Source organism: Clostridium perfringens ATCC 13124 (assembly GCF_000013285.1).
Classification (GTDB): domain Bacteria; phylum Bacillota; class Clostridia; order Clostridiales; family Clostridiaceae; genus Sarcina; species Sarcina perfringens.
In genome coordinates, this window is sequence record NC_008261.1 from 766403 (window position 1) to 786086 (window position 19684).

A 19684-nucleotide genomic window follows, 5' to 3' on the forward strand; every position below is an offset into this window, starting at 1 on the left:
TCTTATGGATTTTGAAAGAACTAGGAGGAAACTTCTTAATATAGTAATGGAAGCTGAAGAGGAGAATAAGCCTTTAACAGATGATTTTAAGAGAGAATTTTGGAGCTTAATAGAGAAGGTAATAATCTCCCTTTATGATAAAGAAAATTCATTTTTTGGTCAGTTTTTAATTCATGTAAAGAGAGAAATAAGAACTGATATTAAATGGCCTATAGCCACTAAACCAGAAATGGGATATTTCACAATGGTATTTAATCCAAGAATAATATTAGAATGTGATTTAAAAGAGGTTCAGGCTCTTTTAAAGCATGAAGTATATCATATAATGATGTCTCATTATGCTAGGGAAAAGGCTTTAAGTAGAAAATATTCAAAACTTGCTGTTAGTATAGCAATGGATATAGCAATAAATCAGTATATAAAGAATTTACCTCCATATAGTAAAAGGCTAGATTATGTAAATTTAGAATATAATCTAGAACTAAAACCAGATATGCCTATGGAAAAATATGCAGAAGAAATTCAAAAGGCAATTGAAAGAAGAAAAAAATATGGTATTACTGGTGATGATAAAAATGCTAGTGATTTAGTAAGCCAAGAAAAATCCCATGAAGTATGGGAAGAGGTTTCTATAAGCTTAGATAGTTTAGAGGGAACAACTAAGAAAACAGCCATAAACGCATATAAGGGCAAGGCTCCTAAGGATTTAGAAAAAATAATCTTACTAATGAAAGAAAAACCAGAGATAAAGTGGAGTGAATTTTTAAAGGATATAATTCCTACAACAAGGGGAAGTTATAGAAAGACTATAACAAGAAAAGATAGGCGTCTTCCAGAAAGATTAGACCTTAGAGGAAAATTACCAAATTCTATTCCAAAAATATTAATAGCAATAGATGTTTCAGCATCCATCTCTGATAAAGAGTTTGAAAATATAATAATAGAAGTTTTAGGTATAGTAAGAAATAAAAATGCTGAAATAAAAGTTATTGAATGTGATGATGAAATAAGAAGAGTTTATGATTTAAAAGGAATAAAAGATATAAAGCCAAGAAGTAAGAAAAATGGCTCAACAAGATTTTCTCCAGTATTTAGATATATAAAAGAAAATAATATGAGAAATCATATTCTTGTATATTTTACAGATGGAGTTGGAGAAAAAGATTTAGAGGTTAAGCCTATAAATTATAGAACTCTTTGGGTCTTAACAGGCAAGGAACAATTAAGTTTAAATAAATCTTTTGGAACTGTTAAACATTTAGAAAAAGAAAAAGGGGATGGATATACCCTTATGGATGGTTTGCAAGATATGAAGGATAATCTTCATGATTGGGCTAGATAAAGTAAAAAGATAGCACATGTTGATTTAATTGAAAATCAATATGTGCTATATTGTTTTTATATGGTTTATTAACTATAAAAAATATAACTTAATTAAATAGTAAATCCTTAATTAAATTTATAAGGTATATTTTAAAAATCCATAAAGGGGGAATTCCGTGAAGAAAAATATTAAGAACATGGCTTTAGTATTATTAATAATTTTTGTGATAGCTTTAATTGTTATAACATTTAAAATAATTAAATTTAGAAAAAATACAGTGACAGATATAAAAGCTTGTGAAAATAAAATAACTTTTAATTCTAAGATTAAAAGAGAAGAAATAGAGTATTTAAAAGTTGATGGAGAGAAGGATAGACAAGTAAATAAGATTGAAGGGTTAAATTTATTTATAAATAATAGTAAAGTTAATTTAAGTGATAAAATTTATGAAAAGAATTTAAGGTATTATATTTCTTTAGAAGATTTAGAGAAAAATGGACAAGTATCAATTGATGGAAATAATGTTTTAAGCAAGACAAATAAAAATTACATAGATTTAGAGAAAAAAGAGATTTTAAAAGAAAAGGATAAATTAGATTTAAGAGGAGAAGTTTTAGATTTAGATCATAAAAAATACATTTCTATAAATGATTTTAAAGAGCTTATTGAAGCTAGAGATGATTGGTACGAAAATAAAAACTCAATTTATATGTTTCAGGGTAAAACTAATAATATAAACTGCAATTATAAAGTTAATGAAGGAAAAGCTGCTTTAATAAGAATAGAGGATGTTAGTGCTGGGGGAGTTTTTTCTGAAGATAATAATATGGAAAAAATGAAATATTTAAGTGATTATTTTAAAGCTAATAATATAGTATTTCACATAGCTTGGATACCTAGATACATAAACCCTGAAAAAAACATAGATAATGATTTGCTTAAAAATAATAATTTTGAAAATGTTCATTTTATAAATATGCTAGATCATTTAATAAATAGAGGGGCTATAATTGGTCTTCATGGATACACTCATCAACATAATAAGCAAATAAGTGGACTTGGAGTAGAGTTAAAATGGAATGTTAATAGTAATAAAAATAAAGTTTTAAAGGTTGTTGAATCCTCATTAAAGACAGCTAAGACCTTAAATATACCTATAGGTTTCTTTGAAAGCCCACATTATAAAGCAGATAGAAATCAGCAAAAAATAATAGAACAATATTTCCCAGTTATGTTTGAACCTTATGCAGGATATTGGAACTTAAATCCATTAATAAGTTTTAGTAATAAGTCTACATTATATGTACCTGCTCCTTTAGGATATGTTAAGGATAATGGAGAGACTGTAGCTAGAAGAATTAGAAATTATAGCAATGAAATTTTAACGGCATTTTTCATACATCCATATATTTTTTTAGGAAGTATAGAGAATAAAAATAATAGCACAAATAATGAGGAAATATATGAGTTTAATGAAAATTCACCTATATTAAAGGTAATATCAGCTTTAAAAGAAAGAGGATGCAAAACCATAACTGTTAATGAATTAAACAATCAAATTACATAGTAAAAGTTTTTATTATGTATTCTTTTAAAATACCATCTTTTACATAGATACTTTTTAAGGTTTAAATAAATTCGACTAAAATATAAGAATAGTAAATTGCTAGCTTAGTATTTTAGTCGAATTTTATTATGTAAGAATAATAAAATTAAGAAGTTTTTAGTATGCAAATAAATTTCCAAATGGTTATTTTGAGTTTATTTTAGTGTACATTGTGTGTACACGGTTACATAAAAGATATATAATTAATTTATATTCAAATATATTAAATTATAATTAAGTTTGATTTTCTTACAATTTATTTAAAAATACTAAATTAATATACTTGTATGTTTTAAGGGAGATGAAAAGTATGAACAGAGTATTAGATATACTAAAGGATAGGTCATTAACATATCATCAGCAAATTAAAGATTTAGCTGCTTATGCAGAAAGCACAATTGAAGTGTTAAATATTGATGATGAAACAAAAAAATTAATAGATGAAGGGTGTATATGTACTCTTTTTGAGGGGAATGCACCATTTAGGCCTAGATACATAATTCCAGATTATTCTTTACTTATGGAAAAGGGATGTGAATTTTTAAATCTTTCAGTTCCAGAGGATATATGGGAAGCAACTAATAACCTATTAATTTTCTATAAGCATGTGCCTTCAATAACTACATTTCCAGTTTACCTTGGAAATATAGATGAGCTTTTAGAGCCATTTATAGAAGATGAAAGGGAAGCTAAAAGAGCAATTAAATTATTTTTAAAGCACATAGATAGAACATTAACTGATTCTTTTGTACATGCTAATATAGGGCCAAGAGAGACTGTAGCAGGAAGATTAATACTAGAGTCTATGGATGAACTTCAATGTGCAGTTCCAAATTTAAGTATGAAGTATGATTTAGAAAATACTCCAGAGAGTTTTATAAATTTATGTGCAAAGGTTGCTTTAAGTACAGCTAAACCTAGTTTTGCAAATCATAAAATGGATGTGAAAAGCTTTGGAACAGATAGATATGCTATAGCAAGTTGCTATAATGGATTTCATATTGGTGGGGGTGGATATACCCTTGTAAGAATAAAATTAAATGAGGTAGCTAAGAAGGCTACTTCAGTAGAGGACTTTTTAGAGAATGTATTACCTTATGTAAGCACTAAAATGATTCAGTATATTGATGAAAGAATAAGATTTTTAGTTGAGGAAACTCAGTTCTTTACTTCTAATTTTTTAGTAAAAGAAGGATTTATTCAGAAAAAATTATTTACAGGAATGTTTGGAGTAGTAGGTCTAGCAGAGGCTGTAAATACTTTATTAGGAGCAGAGAAACAAAGTGATAGATTTGGGTATTCAGAAAAAGCTAATAAACTTGGATTAAGAATAATAGAGAAATTAAATAAAATAGTATCAGAACATGAAGCTAAACATGTAAATTGCTTTGGAGGACACTATGTTCTTCATGCACAAGTAGGAATTGATTTAGATCAAAATGTATCACCAGGATGTAGAATACCAGTTGGAGAAGAACCAGAATTATTTAATCATATAATGCAATCAGCACCATTCCATAAATATTTTTATAATGGAATAGGAGATATATTTGTATTTGAAGATACATATAATGATCATCCAGAAGCCTTAGTTGATATTATAAAGGGTGCCTTTAATTCAGGAATAAGATACATGTCTGTTTATGGAAGTGGAGCAGATGTAGTAAGGGTAACTGGATATTTAGCTAAGCGTTCAGAGGTGGAGAAACTTGAAAGAGGAGAGGCTGTTCTTAATAATACAGACTTATTTGCCATGGGAGCAAAGAATAATTGTCATGCATTTGAAAGAAAAATTAGAAAGTAAGTGATATTATGGCTTTAATAAATAAGATAATTCCATTTTCTTGTGTTGATGGACCAGGAAATAGAATGGTTATATTTTTTCAAGGATGTAATTTTAAGTGTTTGTATTGCCACAATCCTGAAACTATAAATAAATGCACCTCTTGTGGAAAATGCGTTGAAAATTGTGAAGTAGGTGCCTTATCAATTAGTGAGGGGAAAGTTATTTGGGATGAGGAAGAATGTATTTCTTGTGATAAATGTATAAAGCTATGCGAGCATATGTCTTCTCCTAAACTTAAGGAATATTCAGTAGAAGAGCTTGTAAAAAAGATAGAAAAAGATAGTTTTTTTATAAGAGGAATAACTGTTAGTGGTGGAGAATGCACTTTAAACTCTGAATTTTTAATAAAACTTTTTAGAGAAGTTAAAAAACTTGGATTGACTTGCTTTGTTGATACTAATGGTAATACTAAGTTAGATGATGAGCTTATAAATCTTACAGATAAATTTATGCTTGATGTTAAGTCAATTGATGAAAAAGAAAATATTTGGCTAACTAAATCATCAAATAAATTAGTTTTAGAAAATTTAAAAAAATTATTAGAGTTAGACAAGATTTATGAAGTTAGAACTGTTATAGCTAAAGGGCTAAATAGCAAAAAAACAGTGGATGAAGTATCTAAAATCATTGGCGATAAATGTAGATATAAACTTATAAAATATAGACCCTTTGGAGTTAGAGAAGAGGGGATAAAGGTTCATGGAACTATAAGCTCAGAAGATAGCTATATGAATGAATTAAAAGAAAAATCTATAGCTAATGGATGTGTTGATACAATAATAACTTAATATTTATTTATTAGAATTAGAGGATTATTTAATATAAAAAATTAAGTATTAGAGAATAGAAAAGAATATGAAATCTTTAAAAAATATATAGCTATATAAGTAAAAAGATAAAAGCAACTTATTGCTTTTATCTTTTTTAGTTAAGTTTTATAAATTTTAATAAAAATATTTAAATAGTATTTTACGAGAATATTATTTTTACTCCTTTTTCTTTTAATTTTTCAAGTTCAGATTTATCATCTTCAATTTCATTTGTGATTACATAATTAACTTTAGAAATATCTCCACTAGAAAAATTATGATGTATTCCTATTTTTGAGTTATCTGCTAAGACAAAAGTTGGCCCATTACAATTTTCAAGCATCTTCATATTTACTGTGGTTTCCTGGAGAACAGATGTACTGATTCCTGTATTAGCATTTATACCACTAACCCCTATAAAACATTTAGTTGCAGTTATTTTAGAAATTATCTGAGTGGCTATATCACCAACCATAGATTGTTTTCTTCCATATACTTCACCGCCTGTAAGTATTATCTCTACATTAGGTGATAAATTCATACCTAATATTTTGCCATTGTTTGTAATTACCATAACTCTTTTATCTTCTATATATTCTAAGAGTTTTATTGCAGTTGAACTAGAGTTTATAAATATACTATCTCCATCTTCTATAAATTCAGCAGCTTTTTTAGCTATAGAATCTTTAATTTTTTCTCTTTCAATGTTGGTATGATTAAAATATGGGTCTTCACTCAAAGCTCCTTCAATAAGTTCAGCACCACCGTATTTTCTTCTTATAACCCCTTCTTTTTCTAGATTTTGAAAATCTCTTCTTATTGTTATATTAGATGTTTTTAATAAAGTAGCTAATTCTTCTGTTTTAGCAAATTTATTTTCTTTTAAATATTTCAATATTGCCTGTTGTCTTTTAAAAACAAAGCCTTTTGCGTTTTTCATTATAAATGCCTCCTAACCGATATTGTTTGGTATTATTTTCTATAAATATCTCTCCGAATATTATAAATCTAAAATTAAGTTATATATAGATAATTTGAAAAAGTTACTAAAACTTGTATATAGTAATTTTAAAAAAATATGAAGTTGTATTTAACTTTAATAATTAAAAACAGAAGCTTATTATAGATAACATTAAATTTCTTATTACTATTTATAATAATTTTACATAAAAGAACAGTATAAATCAACGCAAATAGAACAAAAATAATCAAAAAGAACATAAAATAGAAAATAATTTGATTAATAGCACAAAAAAATAAAGAATAAACAAAAAACAATCAAAAAAGACTTGCAAAGAAAACAATTACAGTATATAATTTAATCATAAAATGATTGAATGAACTTAATAATGTTCAAAACAATCAAAATGGGTGGAGGTATAATTATGAGTAAAGTAAATGAAATAACAAGAGAATCATGGATTTTAAATACATTTCCAGAATGGGGAACTTGGTTAAATGAAGAGATAGAAAATGAAGTGGTTAAACCAGGAACATTTTCTATGTGGTGGCTTGGATGTACAGGTATATGGCTTAAAACTCAAGGAAATACAAACATATGTATAGATTTTTGGTGCGGAAGCGGAAAAAGAACAAAGAAAAATCCTTACATAAATCCAGAGCATCAAATGGCAAGAATGTGTGGAGGTAAGAAACTACAACCTAATTTAAGAGTTGCACCTTTTGTATTAGATCCATTTGCAATAAAGAATGTTGATGCAATAATATCAACACATGATCATAACGATCATATAGATATAAATGTTGCAGCTGCAGTTTTAAAAAATTGTTCAGAAGATGTTCCATTTATAGGACCACAAGCATGTGTTGATAAATGGATAGGATGGGGAGTACCAAAGGAAAGATGTATAGTTGTTAAACCAGGAGATGTAATAAAAATAAAAGATATTCAATTACATGCTTTAGAATCTTTTGATAGAACAGCTTTAATAACAGCTCCTCCAGAAGGAGACTTAAGAGGGAAAATGCCAGTAGATATGGATTATAAGGCTGTTAACTATTTAATAGAAACTCCAGGAGGAAATCTTTATCATAGTGGAGATTCACATTATTCAAATTATTATGCTAAGCATGGAAATGATTATAAAATAGATGTTGCTCTTGGATCATATGGAGAAAACCCAAGAGGTATTACAGATAAAATGACATCAGTAGATATTTTAAGAATGGCTGAGGCATTAAACACTCAAGTAGTAATACCATTCCATCATGATATATGGTCAAACTTCCAAGCTGATACAAATGAAATCTTAGCATTATATGACATGAAAAAATATAGATTACAATATAAATTTACACCATTTATATGGCAAGTAGGTGGAAAGTTTACATTCCCAGAAGATAAGGATAAGAGAGAATATCATTATCCAAGAGGATTCGATGATTGTTTCTCTGTAGATATAAACTTACCATATAACTCATTCCTATAAGATTTAAGAGTGGAGGAAATTATCATGTTAAAAGAATTAATAGAAAAAGGTAGATATTCTTTTCATGGTGGCTTTGATAATTGGGAGGATGCAGTTAAGGCTGCATGTGCTCCCTTAGAAAAAGAAAAAGTTATCGAAAAAGAGTATGCGGATTTAATAATAAATAGTATTAAAAAACATGGACCATATATAGTAATTGCGCCAAAGATTGCTATACCACATGCACAAGAAGGACATGGAGTTAATGAAACAGCTATATGCTTTATGAAAACGAATACTCCAGTGAGCTTTGGTGAAGGGGAAGAGTATGATGCTCAATTATTCTTTGTTTTAGCTTCAGTAGATAATGAAGTACATTTAAAGAATTTAACTAAAATGGTTGAGTTAATTTCAGATGAAGAAATTGTAGAAAAGCTTTTAGAAGCTCAATCAGTTGAGGATCTTAAAAAATTAGTATAAGAGATTTTGAAAAAATAAGTTTTAAAGTTTCTACAGTGCTTTAGATAGGTTTTAAACTAAAGTACTGTAGAAATTATAGTAAATATTTAAGTCTAATCTTATTTAGTTTTCAGTTAAGTTATAAATTAAAACAGTTTACATAATATTGGAACAAGTTAAGAAAAGGGATATGGGAGGAGAAGTATTATGGATTTTATAATCTACATTTGGGAGTTTTTCCAAAATAACATTCTGACAAAACCTGCATTTTTCATTGGATTTATAGTTCTTATTGGTTACTTGTTACTTAAGAGACCTTTTTATGATGCTTTGGCAGGATTTATAAAGGCAACAGTCGGTTATTTAATTTTAAATGTTGCAGCAGGTGGACTTGTTAGTAACTTCCGTCCAATTCTTGCAGGCCTTAAAGATAGATTTAATTTACAGGCGGCAGTTATAGATCCTTATTTTGGACAAACGGCGGCTCAAGAGGCTATAGGGAATATAGGAAAATCTTTTTCTATGATGATGGTAGTTTTACTTATAGCATTCTTATTTAACTTAGTGCTTGTATTACTTAGAAAATTTACAAAGGTTCGTACAGTATTTATTACAGGACATGTAATGGTACAACAATCAGCTACAGCTTTATGGTTAGTATTTTTCTGTTTCCCAAACTTAAGTAATATGGGAGTAGTAGTAATGTTAGGATTACTTCTTGGAACATACTGGGCAGTATTTTCTAATCTTACAGTTGAACCATGCCAAGACCTTACTGAAGGTGGTGGATTTGCAATAGGTCACCAACAAATGTTAGGAGTTTGGATAACTGATAAAATAGCTGGAAAAATAGGAAATAGTAAAAAGAGTATTGAGGATTTAGAACTTCCAGGATTCTTATCTATATTTAGTGATAACGTTGTAGCAACTGGTATATTAATGACTGTTTTCTTCGGAATAATTATGGGAATACTAGGACCAGATTTAATGCATACAATCGATAAGGGATTTGATCAAAATACAAATTTCTTATTTTACATACTAGAAAAATCACTTAACTTTGCAGTTTATTTAAGTATATTACAAATGGGTGTTAGAATGTTCGTTTCAGAACTTACTGAATCATTCCAAGGTATTTCAAATAAAATACTTCCAGGATCAGTACCAGCTGTAGACTGTGCAGCAACTTATGGATTTGGACATCCAAATGCAGTTACTATTGGATTCTTATTTGGAGCAGTAGGTCAATTTATAGCAATAATAGGACTTGTAGTTTTCCAAAGTCCAGTACTTATAATAAGTGGATTCGTACCATTATTCTTTGATAATGCTACATTTGCAGTGTTCGCTAACAGAAAAGGTGGATTGAAGGCTGCCATGATAATTCCATTCGTTTCAGGAGTTATACAAGTTTTAGGTGGAGCATTTGCCGCTTACTATTTTGGATTAGCTCAATTTGGAGGATGGCATGGAAACTTTGACTGGGATACATTATGGCCAGTAGTTGGAGTTCTTATGGACAAGTTTGCTTATGTAGGGGTTGGAATAGCAGTAGTAGGAATGCTTTTAATACCACAAATTCAATATTTTAAAAATAAAAAGGGTTACTTCAAGTTAGTTGAAGATTATGAAGGATATTTAGAAGACAAAGAAAAGGAAAGAGTACAAAATTAGATTTAAATCAATTGATAGTTAGTACCACTTTGTTAAGTACTAACTATCAAAATAAAATAGATAAAAATAATTGGTGTTAATTAGGAGGAGATATTTATGTTAAAAGTAATAGCAGCATGTGGAAATGGAATGGGATCAAGTCAAATTATAAAAATGAAAATAGAGAAGATATTTAAAAAGTTAAATATTCCTGTATCAATTCATCATACAAGTATAGGAGCAGCAAAAACAGAAGCTTCAAGTTATGATGTAGTATTCTGTTCAGATGCATTAAAAGGAAATTTCGATAAAGCAAAGGCTTCAGGAACTATCGTTATAGGACTTAAAAACCTTTTATCAGAAAAAGAAATTGAAGAAAAGATTGTAGAAAATATAGTAAACAAATAAATATAAAAGTTATGATATAGTACTTATTTCTTAGAGTGTTAAGAGATAGGTACTATGTTATAAATAAGACTTTATTTTAATTATTTATAATCTAGGAGGAATATAAGATGAAAATAGAAAAGAAGTTTTTAACTGACTTACATAGATGTTATGCAACAAGTAGTACTGTTATTGATGGAGATAGAAAAATACTTATAGCAACTGAAGGAGAAGGTCCTTGCTTCATGTATGAGGGAGATGATTTTAAACAATCAACTGTTTGGGATGGCCCAGGAGGAACAATGTCTATAATTCCTATCCCAGGAAAAAATGGAGATTTTCTAGCAGTTCAAAGATTTTTCCCTACATTTCAATCAGAAGATGCTGAGATAGTATGGGGAAGATATGAAAATGGAAAGTGGGAAATAAAAACATTATTTAAGCTACCATATTTACATCGTTTCGATATTTTAGAAGCTAATGGAAAGTTATATTTTTTAGGAGCAGTTTTATGTAATAGTAAGCAATTTAAAGATGATTGGAGCGATCCAGGTAAGATATATGTAGGAGAAATTCCAGAAGATTTAAATAAACCTATTGAGCTTAAGGTTATAAAAGAAGGATTAACTAAAAATCATGGATATTGTAGAGCATATCATAATGGAAAAATGGTTGGTTTAGTAACATCTCAAGAAGGAGTATTTAGAGTAACACCACCTCAAAGTGATGATGAGGAATGGAATGTTGAAAAAATAATGGATAGACCTACAAGTGATGTAGCTGTTGTAGATATAGATGAAGATGGTGAAGATGAATTAGTTACTATTGAAGAATTCCATGGTAAACATTTTAGAATAAATAAAAAGTATGGAGATGAATATAAAATTATTTATGAGTATCCAAAAGAAATGGATTTTGGACATGTTGTTTGGGGTGGCAAGCTAAGAGGAGTTCCAACTATAATAGGTGGTTATAGAAGATGCGATAAGGATTTATTTTATATTCAATGTACTGATAAAGAAAAATTAGAGTTTGAAACTGTAGTTATTGAGTCTGGGGTTGGACCAAGTAATGTTGCCGTTTTAAATGAAGATGATAGAGATATAATAATATCTGCAAATAGAGAGTTAGGACAAGCTGCCTTATATATTGTTACTGATTAATAGAAGATAATAAGTTTGTCTTACTTTGTTAACTAATAAGAGAGCTTTATTTTAAATTTTATTAAGTGAATTAATATTAAATACTTAAGAATAAATTTTGTTATAAGGGTTATTAAGAGTCTAAGGAGGATCTTTTATATGTTAGAGAACTTAAAAAAAGAAGTTTACGAAGCTAATATGCTTCTTCCAAAATATAATTTAGTAACTTTTACATGGGGGAATGTTTCTGCCATAGATAGAGAAAAAGGACTTGTTGTAATTAAACCATCAGGAGTTGAGTATGACACAATGAAACCAGAAGATATGGTTGTGGTTGATTTAGAGGGAAATATTGTTGAAGGGAAATATAAACCTTCATCAGATACAGATACTCACTTGAAACTTTACAAGGAGTTTAAGAATATAGGAGGAATAGTTCATACACATTCTAGATGGGCAACAATATTTGCTCAAGCAGGAAGAGGAATAAAGCCATATGGAACAACTCAGGCAGATTATTTTGCAGATGAAATCCCTTGTACAAGAGATATGACTAGAGAAGAGATTGAAGGAAATTATGAATATAATACAGGGGTTGTAATTGTTGAAAGATTCAAAGACATGAATCCAGAGAATATTCCAGCAGTACTTGTTAAAAATCATGGTCCATTTACTTGGGGAAAGGATGCTAAAGATGCTGTTCATAATGCTGTTGTTCTAGAAGAAGTGGCAATGATGGCATATAACACAGAAATATTAGCAAATAAAAATGTAGATAGTATGTCTGATGACTTATTAAATAAACACTTTTCAAGAAAGCATGGTCCAAATGCTTACTATGGACAAACAGGAGCTTAAGAAAAGGAGCGGATTAAAATGAAGGAATATTTTATTGGATTATATGAGAAAGCTATGCCTAATACACTTACTTGGAGAGAAAAGCTTCAATGTGCAAAAGAGAATAATTTTGATTTTTTAGAGGTTAGCATAGATGAAACTGATGAAAAATTAAAAAGACTTGATATGACAAAAGAAGAAAGACAGGTTTTAGTAGACCTTATGTATGAAGTTGGTCTTCCAATAAGAACCATGTGTCTTAGTGGACATAGAAAATATCCTATAGGAAGTGCAGATGAAACAACTAGAAATCGTGGTATGAGAATAATGGAGAAGGCCATAGAGCTAGCTGATGATTTAGGAATTAGGATAATTCAATTAGCAGGGTATGATGTTTACTATGAAGAGGGTAGTGAAGAAACAAGAAAATTATTTTATGAAAATCTAAAAAAATCTGTTGAAATGGCTGCTAGATCAGGAATAATTTTAGCTTTTGAAACTATGGAGACTGAGTTTATGAACACAGTTGAAAAAGCCATGAATTATGTTAAAAAGATTGATTCACCATATTTAGGGGTTTATCCTGACTGTGGAAATATAACTAATGCCGCTACTAAATATAATAAAAATGTTATTGAAGATTTAAGAAGTGGTAAAGGTCATATAATGGCTGTTCATCTTAAGGAAACAAAACCAGGTAAGTTTAGAGAAATTCCATTTGGAACTGGACATGTTGATTTTGAAAGTATAATAAAAGAATCATATAATATGGGAGTAAGAAGATTTGTTACTGAGTTCTGGTACACAGGTACTGGTGACTACAGAGTTGAGATAAAGAATTCAAGAAAATTTATAGAGGAAAAATTTAATAAAGCCTTAGAAAAGTAAAATTAAAGGGGCTTTTATAAAAATAACTTTTTATAAAACTTACAAACAGTATTAAGGGAAATTAGTAATTCTCAGAATATGTTTGTAAGTTTTATTATTATATTTTTATATAGCCCGCTTTTACTATATGTTTAATTCTTGTATAGCAGCTCTAATTTTATCCTTATTAAGGGCTGAAAGATAAGACTCTCTTTTAGTTAAGGCTTTATCGAAAGATTCTAAAGCTCCTTTAGTGTCTCCTTCATCTCTTAGGATTAAGCCATAATAATAATATGGCTCTGGTATTCCAGGATCTTCGTCTAAAAGTTTAGTATATACTTCCTTAGCCTTTTCTATATTTCCAGTGAAGTAATAAGATTGAGCTAAGTTATCCATTATAACTTTGTTATCTTGATCATATTCATAAGCTAAAAGGTTATATTCTAAGGCTTCTTCATATCTTTTATCTAATATTAAGAAATAACCTAAAGTCTCATAAACAGTTGTGTGTTCATATTGTGTATGAAGATTTTTTAAGTTTTCAATAGCCTTTTTTAAATCACCATTTTTCCAAGTTATAAGAGAATCTGTCATTGTATAAGAAGCTCTTAATCTCTCTGGTAGTTTATCATAATCAATATCACTTAGAAGCTTAGTGGCTTCTTCTAAATTTCCTAAGTAAAGAGTAAGGTATGCATATTGAAGTCTTATGCTATCACTAGCATTTTTATATGTACAAGCTTTTTTATAAAGTTCTAGAGCTTTTTCTCTTTCACCATTTCTAAAGGAAACATTACCTTTGTAAGCTAAAATATAAGGCTTTTTCTTATTATATTTGTATAAAGCATAGATTACTACAACAATTAATGCAAAAACATATTGCTTCATCATTACTAATACAAATGCTAATATTAAAGCAATTATAAAGTCATAAGCTATGTTCATTTTTTACGCCTCCAGTAAATACAAAATATTGCAATTATATTATAAGAATAATTTTAATGGAATTTTATTCTTAATACAACTTTACTTAATTATATTTACAAAAAAATTATTTTAATTTAATAGTGAAATAAAAGAGGGTTGTACCAAAACAAAAATCAATAAAACTTATGAAAAATACAAAGAAAACATATTTATAAGTTTTAAATATAAGTTTTGATACAACCTTTTTTTCTTTAAAAAGCAAAAAAAACTCTACTAAGGATAGTTTTAAGCTTTCACTTTTTATATTTATTTTTGTATTTTATAAAACGTTATTTATTAAAATTATCCTAAATATGCACCAATATGATTAATCATAGGTGGGTTTTTATATTTAGTAAATGAAATTTTAATTTTATCAGTTTTGATATTATTAAGTTTTGCTATATGTCTATATCCAATAGAAGTACCATTATAAAGTTCAAACCAACCATTGTTATATGCATAAACTTTAAATTCTTCTACGTTTTGACCTTCAGCAATCCACTCTCTAATTTCTAAAATATTAAATTCAGTGATAGTTTTAAAATCTATCTCTATATAAGGGTTAACAGCATTTTCATTAGCTATCCAATAAGATTTTTTGTAGTCATCAATTAAATTATAGCTATCGCTAGAAGATGAATTTGTAGCTAATATAGAAGAGCCCTTAATAAGATTATTAGAAAAAGTTTCTTTTATATATTTAGAAAAATCAGAAAGTAAACTTAATTCATTATGATTTAATAATCCATCTGTATTAGGAGATAAAACTAATACCAAGTTTGTATTTCTTCCTAATGAATTATTATACACATGTTTTAAATTTGATAATGAATCTTTATTATGGTTTAAGCAGTCAGATAGAGAGTAAATACTTTCTCCAACAATCCAAGTGTCTCCATAAATATTTCCTTTTCTAATCTCTTCGTTGTTAAAATCTTCTTTTAAAAGATCTAAATTTATAGAAGAGTAGAAATAGTTTTTAGATGACTCTATATCAGAATAATATGTCCAACGTACATCAGGTCCAATAGGGCTAGATATCATACATTTAGGATTTATTTCTTTAACTACTTTAAAGTATCTTTCAAAATCAAGGGAGTCATAATATTCATCTAAAGAGGTCATATCCATAATAACTTCACTTATTTGTGAATAATTAGTCATAAGTTCTTTTAATTGAGACGTGTAGTAATTATCATATTCTTCAGGAGTTAAGTTTAAAGTGAGATAATCTTTTAAAGTAAGATGAATACCAAATTTAAGTCCAAACTTTTTACAAGATTTACTAACTTTTTTTACTAAATCATCATAATTATTCTCTAAAGAAAAAGTATTTATATTAACCTTTGAACAATTGCTTTGCCATAAACAAATACCATTATTAAGCTTAGCAGTTAAAATAACTTTCTTAAATCCAAATTTAAATAGATTTTCTATCCATATATCTGTGTTAAATGAAGTCTCTTTTTTTAATAAAGAAGGAGCCTCATCATTATTTTCAGAATTAGCTGTAAATGTATTCATTTGGAGGTCTAAAAAAGCTATTAGTTCATCTTCTTGGTATTTTCTTTGTTCTTTAGTTGGAGTTAGGTTTACTAGAGTTGTATTCATTATCTCTCCTCCTTAAAAATAAAGCGTTTATTAAATTATAATACTAAAATTAAACATAAACAACCATATTAGTAAAAATATTGAAATTTAATTTAGTTTAAAAATTTTTAAAGAATAAAGTGAAGAAGAGTGAATTAAATTTCCTTAGTATTTTAAGTAGTCTAAATTAATTTTAAAAGACTTAATAAAATTTATATTTATATAAGTTAAATTTATTTTTTATTAGAGTTTTAATTTAAGAGAAGATAAAAAAATAGAGATGGAATAAAATCCATCTCTATATGTAAAATTAATGACAGCTTGAGCAAGAAGAGCATCCGCCTTCGCTTTCTTTAACTGGTTTTAATGATAATCCTCTACCACCATTTTCATCTGAAGAAAGCAGAGTGAATCCTTCAAAATCTTTAACAAGTTCTTTATCAACGAAGAATGTTATATCTTCAATTTTAACAACTTCATCATTATCTGATTGTTCATCCAGAACAATATTAAATACTGGGCCGCCTCAGCCAACTCCTGCTAGATTTATTCTTATGTCAAATTTTTCTACGCCGTTTTCTTGTAGAAAAGATTTGAACTCAGTATAAGCTTCATTGCTCATTTTAACAACTGACATATCTATTTCCTCCTAAATTTTAATTTAAAGCAAAATTGCCTTATATAGTTTATTATTAATATATTTTAAAATAATATCACACTAAAATAGAAATATTATAATTAGTGACAGCTACCACAGCTACCACAGTTTCCACTACAACCGCCACCTTCATAGTCGCTCATTAATGGATCAAGAGTTAATCCTTCTCCAAAGTTTTCTTCATCAGAAAGTATTGAGAAACCTAAAAATACATCGATTAAAGAAGAATCAATAACAAAAGTTAAATCTTTTATTACTTCAACCTCATCACCTTCATTTTTTTCTCCTGCAGTTACATAAAACATAGGGCCCATAGGTCCGTTCCCACCAAAGTTTATTCTAATAACATCACTATCTATATCATTTGATTTTAGGAACTCTTTAAATTCAATATAAGCATCATCGCTCATTGCTACCTTTTTCATTTGATCACCTACTTAATTTCAATTAATTAATAATTAATATTAATTGATTAAATTATATAATTTTAAACAAAATAAATCAAGACTATTTTAGTAGGAATTTAAAATGGAAATTTCTATTTTATATATAAATAGTAAAAAGTAGAAAATAATTGTGATATTTTTGTAATAATATGAAATTTTTCATGAAAAATCTGTTGAGAAGTTTCTTACATCAAATTAAAATAAAAGAGTTAAATTTGTTTTATATTATTAATGATTTAAATCATAAAACTATATTTATATATATAAAGTGATATTGTGTTAAAATATATATTAATAAAATAAATTGTTTTCTGAGAAGGTTAGAAAGGAAAAAGTATGATACCATATAACATAGATTATTGTGAGGAAAAAATAAAAGAATATAAAGAAAAAATAAAAGAGAACAAAAAGGGTAACTTTACTATTAAGTATAGTAAAAAAAAAGAATTTGATGGTTATTTATATGAGCATAAGCAGATATTAAAAGAAAGTCCTATAGAACTATATGAAGGAGAAAAGCTTTGGATGAGAATTTCACCACAGGAAATTCAAGGAGCTTTTGAAAGTATAAAGAGAGCAAAGGGTAAGGTAGGGGTTCTAGGATTAGGATTAGGATACTTTGTTCAGGAAATAGCAAAAAGGGATCAAGTAAGAGAAATAGTTGTCTATGAAATGAGTGAAGAAATAATTGACTTATACTTAGAAAACTTTGGAGAAAATCCTAAGATAAGAATAGTAAAAGGAGATGGATTTAAAGCTAAGAGAGAAAATTTTGACTTTTTCTATGTGGATATATATGAATATAAATTAACTACTAAAGTTGTTGAAGACTATGTTAAATTAACAAAACTTCATGATATTGTAGAATATAGCTTTTTTGGAGTTGAGTCATTTATATTAAGTTGTCCAACTAGTGAAATAATATGGGTTTATATATTAGAAGAGTGGATGGATATGTCAAAGGACTTATTTACAAGATTTAATCACAGTGAGTATATTGAATATTTTTCACCTATGGAGGAGAATAAGGTATTAGAGGTACTTAAAGAATTTGGGAAAGTTCTTTAAACTTTATTACTAATTCATAAAAATAGATGTTTTAAATTTATTTTATTTATTAATTGATTTACTAATTAGTTAGAAATTTTAAATTCATAATTTTGAAGTTAGGTTATAATATGATTTATTATTAAATTATTATCTTATATTAATTGTAATAAGGATTTTAATTTATGAAACATTTTATAACCTTTTTGTATTTAAATTTTAACCTTCTAAATTATGATAAAAGATATAATGTAGACTAATATAGAAATTTTAGATCATAGTATTTATTTTATTTGATTAATGAAATAATGATCAAATTCTTATAATTTTAAATGTTATTATTCAGTATATATGGTTTTAAAAACATAAAATATACATTAATAATTTATAAGATTTTAGTAGAGTTAAAAAAAATCTATGATATGTCAAAAAAATCTATAATTTATTTTTTGAAAACCTATACAAAAAATGATATAATTAGTTCATAATATAAATATAAGAAAAATAATAAGAAGAGGTGAGTTTAGTATGGCACATAAAAAGGTGGCAAAAATAATAGCAACTGCTATAGTAGTAAATAACCTCTCCAGTAGCGTAGTTTTAGGCAAAGAAGTAAATTTAATAGAGAAAAACAAAGATAATTCAGTTATAAATCAAAGTATAAGTCATAGTAAAAGATATAATAATATTTTTAGAATAGAAAAAACAGTAGGGGATACAGAAGAATTCTTAAAAATAATAAATGATGGGAACTTAGAAGAGATAAAATTATCAAGGGACATTGACCTTAGCAATTTAATTTCTAGTGGAGTAGATATTAAGAGTTCAAATGTTGTAATAGATGGTCAAGGATATAGTATCTATGTTCCTAAATTAGCTGAAAATCTTAATAGAGATTTTTTTACACTACAGGGAGATGGAATTGTGCTAAAAAATTTAAATATAGTATGTAAGGATGATGATGAAACTTTAAATAATAAGAATAACCTTATTACTATATCAGGAGATGACATAACTTTAGAAAATGTTTTCATAGAGTCTAACTTTAATAGAGCAGTAAACATTTTAGAGGGAAATAATATTCATATTAATGATTGTAAAATAGTAAATAATCAAGAAAAGGGTAATGGATTAAAGGTTGAAAATGGAGTAGTAACCTTAAATAATCTTGATTTACAAAATAAATCTGGAGTTGGACTTGACATTTTAGGAAAAGATTCAAAGGTTTATTTAAAAGGAGATATAAAAATAAATTCTCCAATTGAAATAAGGGGGCAATTTAGAGATGGTGGAATTTTAAATTGTGATAATAATCAGTTAATCCACGAAAAAAGAGTCTTTGGATATACTTATTATAATGTTGCAAAGGAAACAGAGTTAGTTAGAAATAAAGATGAGTTTTTAGAAGCAATAGATAATAATATAGTTAAAAATATAAAATTAATGGACAATATTGATTTAAGAGGACATGAATCAGAATATTATAAAGTTTTTGAAAAAGAAATAAAGGTTGATAAAAATAATTATCATATAACAATGTAAAGTTTAAAGGTATCTAAACGGAGTCAAATCTCAGCGTTTAGATACCTTTTATAGTATAATATATAATTTGTTA

The 19684-nt window shown here is 27.4% G+C and carries 18 protein-coding genes; 13 read left to right on the forward strand and 5 right to left on the reverse strand.

Features of this window, described 5'->3' with window-relative positions:
* Positions 1 to 4 precede the first annotated feature (4 nt).
* The 4 genes from CPF_RS03200 to CPF_RS03215 all read left to right on the forward strand — a co-directional run bounded on the left by CPF_RS03200 (position 5) and on the right by CPF_RS03215 (position 5564).
* Positions 5 to 1342 (forward strand): vWA domain-containing protein, encoded by a 1338-nt coding sequence (locus CPF_RS03200; protein WP_011590290.1) that lies wholly within the window; start codon positions 5 to 7, stop codon positions 1340 to 1342.
* Positions 1343 to 1499: 157 nt separating this feature from the next.
* A complete protein-coding gene (locus CPF_RS03205; protein WP_011009952.1) occupies positions 1500 to 2891 on the forward strand; it encodes a polysaccharide deacetylase family protein in 1392 nt (463 codons plus the stop codon).
* Between the two features lie 349 nt (positions 2892 to 3240).
* A complete protein-coding gene (locus CPF_RS03210; protein ID WP_011009953.1) occupies positions 3241 to 4734 on the forward strand; it encodes a YjjI family glycine radical enzyme in 1494 nt (497 codons plus the stop codon).
* An 8-nt stretch (positions 4735 to 4742) separates the two neighbouring features.
* Positions 4743 to 5564, forward strand: coding sequence for a YjjW family glycine radical enzyme activase (locus CPF_RS03215; RefSeq protein ID WP_011590292.1), 822 nt, complete (start codon positions 4743 to 4745; stop codon positions 5562 to 5564).
* A 181-nt stretch (positions 5565 to 5745) separates the two neighbouring features.
* Here the strand turns inward: CPF_RS03215 and CPF_RS03220 are convergent, their stop codons facing one another.
* The gene (locus tag CPF_RS03220) at positions 5746 to 6525 is read right to left on the reverse strand and encodes a DeoR/GlpR family DNA-binding transcription regulator (protein WP_003456934.1); all 780 of its coding nucleotides are present in this window, start codon (positions 6523 to 6525) and stop codon (positions 5746 to 5748) included.
* A gap of 445 nt (positions 6526 to 6970) precedes the next feature.
* Here CPF_RS03220 and ulaG point away from each other — a divergent pair, with 445 nt between their 5' ends.
* From ulaG to CPF_RS03255, 7 genes are all read left to right on the forward strand, one after another.
* A complete protein-coding gene (ulaG, locus tag CPF_RS03225; protein ID WP_003457064.1) occupies positions 6971 to 8035 on the forward strand; it encodes an L-ascorbate 6-phosphate lactonase in 1065 nt (354 codons plus the stop codon).
* A gap of 24 nt (positions 8036 to 8059) precedes the next feature.
* Positions 8060 to 8494 (forward strand): PTS sugar transporter subunit IIA, encoded by a 435-nt coding sequence (locus tag CPF_RS03230; protein WP_011590293.1) that lies wholly within the window; start codon positions 8060 to 8062, stop codon positions 8492 to 8494.
* A 186-nt stretch (positions 8495 to 8680) separates the two neighbouring features.
* Positions 8681 to 10147 (forward strand): PTS ascorbate transporter subunit IIC, encoded by a 1467-nt coding sequence (locus tag CPF_RS03235; RefSeq protein ID WP_003456976.1) that lies wholly within the window; start codon positions 8681 to 8683, stop codon positions 10145 to 10147.
* Between the two features lie 96 nt (positions 10148 to 10243).
* Positions 10244 to 10534 (forward strand): PTS sugar transporter subunit IIB, encoded by a 291-nt coding sequence (locus CPF_RS03240; RefSeq protein ID WP_003457096.1) that lies wholly within the window; start codon positions 10244 to 10246, stop codon positions 10532 to 10534.
* Between the two features lie 107 nt (positions 10535 to 10641).
* Complete coding sequence (locus CPF_RS03245) at positions 10642 to 11676, forward strand: hypothetical protein (RefSeq protein ID WP_003457100.1); 1035 nt, start codon at positions 10642 to 10644, stop codon at positions 11674 to 11676.
* A 138-nt stretch (positions 11677 to 11814) separates the two neighbouring features.
* The gene (gene araD, locus CPF_RS03250) at positions 11815 to 12513 is read left to right on the forward strand and encodes an L-ribulose-5-phosphate 4-epimerase (RefSeq protein WP_003456978.1); all 699 of its coding nucleotides are present in this window, start codon (positions 11815 to 11817) and stop codon (positions 12511 to 12513) included.
* A gap of 18 nt (positions 12514 to 12531) precedes the next feature.
* On the forward strand, positions 12532 to 13380 hold the full coding sequence (locus CPF_RS03255) for an L-ribulose-5-phosphate 3-epimerase (RefSeq protein ID WP_003456954.1): 849 nt from the start codon (positions 12532 to 12534) through the stop codon (positions 13378 to 13380).
* Positions 13381 to 13503: 123 nt separating this feature from the next.
* Here CPF_RS03255 and CPF_RS03260 read toward each other — a convergent pair whose 3' ends face one another.
* The 4 genes from CPF_RS03260 to CPF_RS03275 all read right to left on the reverse strand — a co-directional run bounded on the left by CPF_RS03260 (position 13504) and on the right by CPF_RS03275 (position 17001).
* Positions 13504 to 14304: a tetratricopeptide repeat protein gene (locus CPF_RS03260; RefSeq protein WP_011590294.1), complete on the reverse strand. Its 801-nt coding sequence runs from the start codon at positions 14302 to 14304 to the stop codon at positions 13504 to 13506.
* Positions 14305 to 14628: 324 nt separating this feature from the next.
* Positions 14629 to 15939, reverse strand: coding sequence for an alpha-L-fucosidase (locus CPF_RS03265; protein WP_011590296.1), 1311 nt, complete (start codon positions 15937 to 15939; stop codon positions 14629 to 14631).
* Between the two features lie 289 nt (positions 15940 to 16228).
* Positions 16229 to 16555, reverse strand: a complete 327-nt coding sequence (locus tag CPF_RS03270) for a HesB-like protein (RefSeq protein WP_011590297.1) — start codon at positions 16553 to 16555, stop codon at positions 16229 to 16231.
* 101 nt (positions 16556 to 16656) lie between these two features.
* On the reverse strand, positions 16657 to 17001 hold the full coding sequence (locus CPF_RS03275; RefSeq protein ID WP_003453095.1) for a HesB-like protein: 345 nt from the start codon (positions 16999 to 17001) through the stop codon (positions 16657 to 16659).
* Between the two features lie 357 nt (positions 17002 to 17358).
* On the opposite strand from CPF_RS03275, the gene CPF_RS03280 reads away from it, so the two are divergent.
* Together CPF_RS03280 and CPF_RS03285 are read left to right on the forward strand one after the other, a co-directional pair.
* Positions 17359 to 18090, forward strand: coding sequence for a hypothetical protein (locus CPF_RS03280; RefSeq protein ID WP_041702627.1), 732 nt, complete (start codon positions 17359 to 17361; stop codon positions 18088 to 18090).
* 507 nt (positions 18091 to 18597) lie between these two features.
* Positions 18598 to 19611 carry a pectate lyase-like adhesive domain-containing protein gene (locus tag CPF_RS03285; protein WP_003457081.1) on the forward strand — a complete coding sequence of 338 codons (1014 nt, stop codon included), beginning with the start codon at positions 18598 to 18600 and terminating at the stop codon, positions 19609 to 19611.
* Positions 19612 to 19684 lie beyond the last annotated feature (73 nt).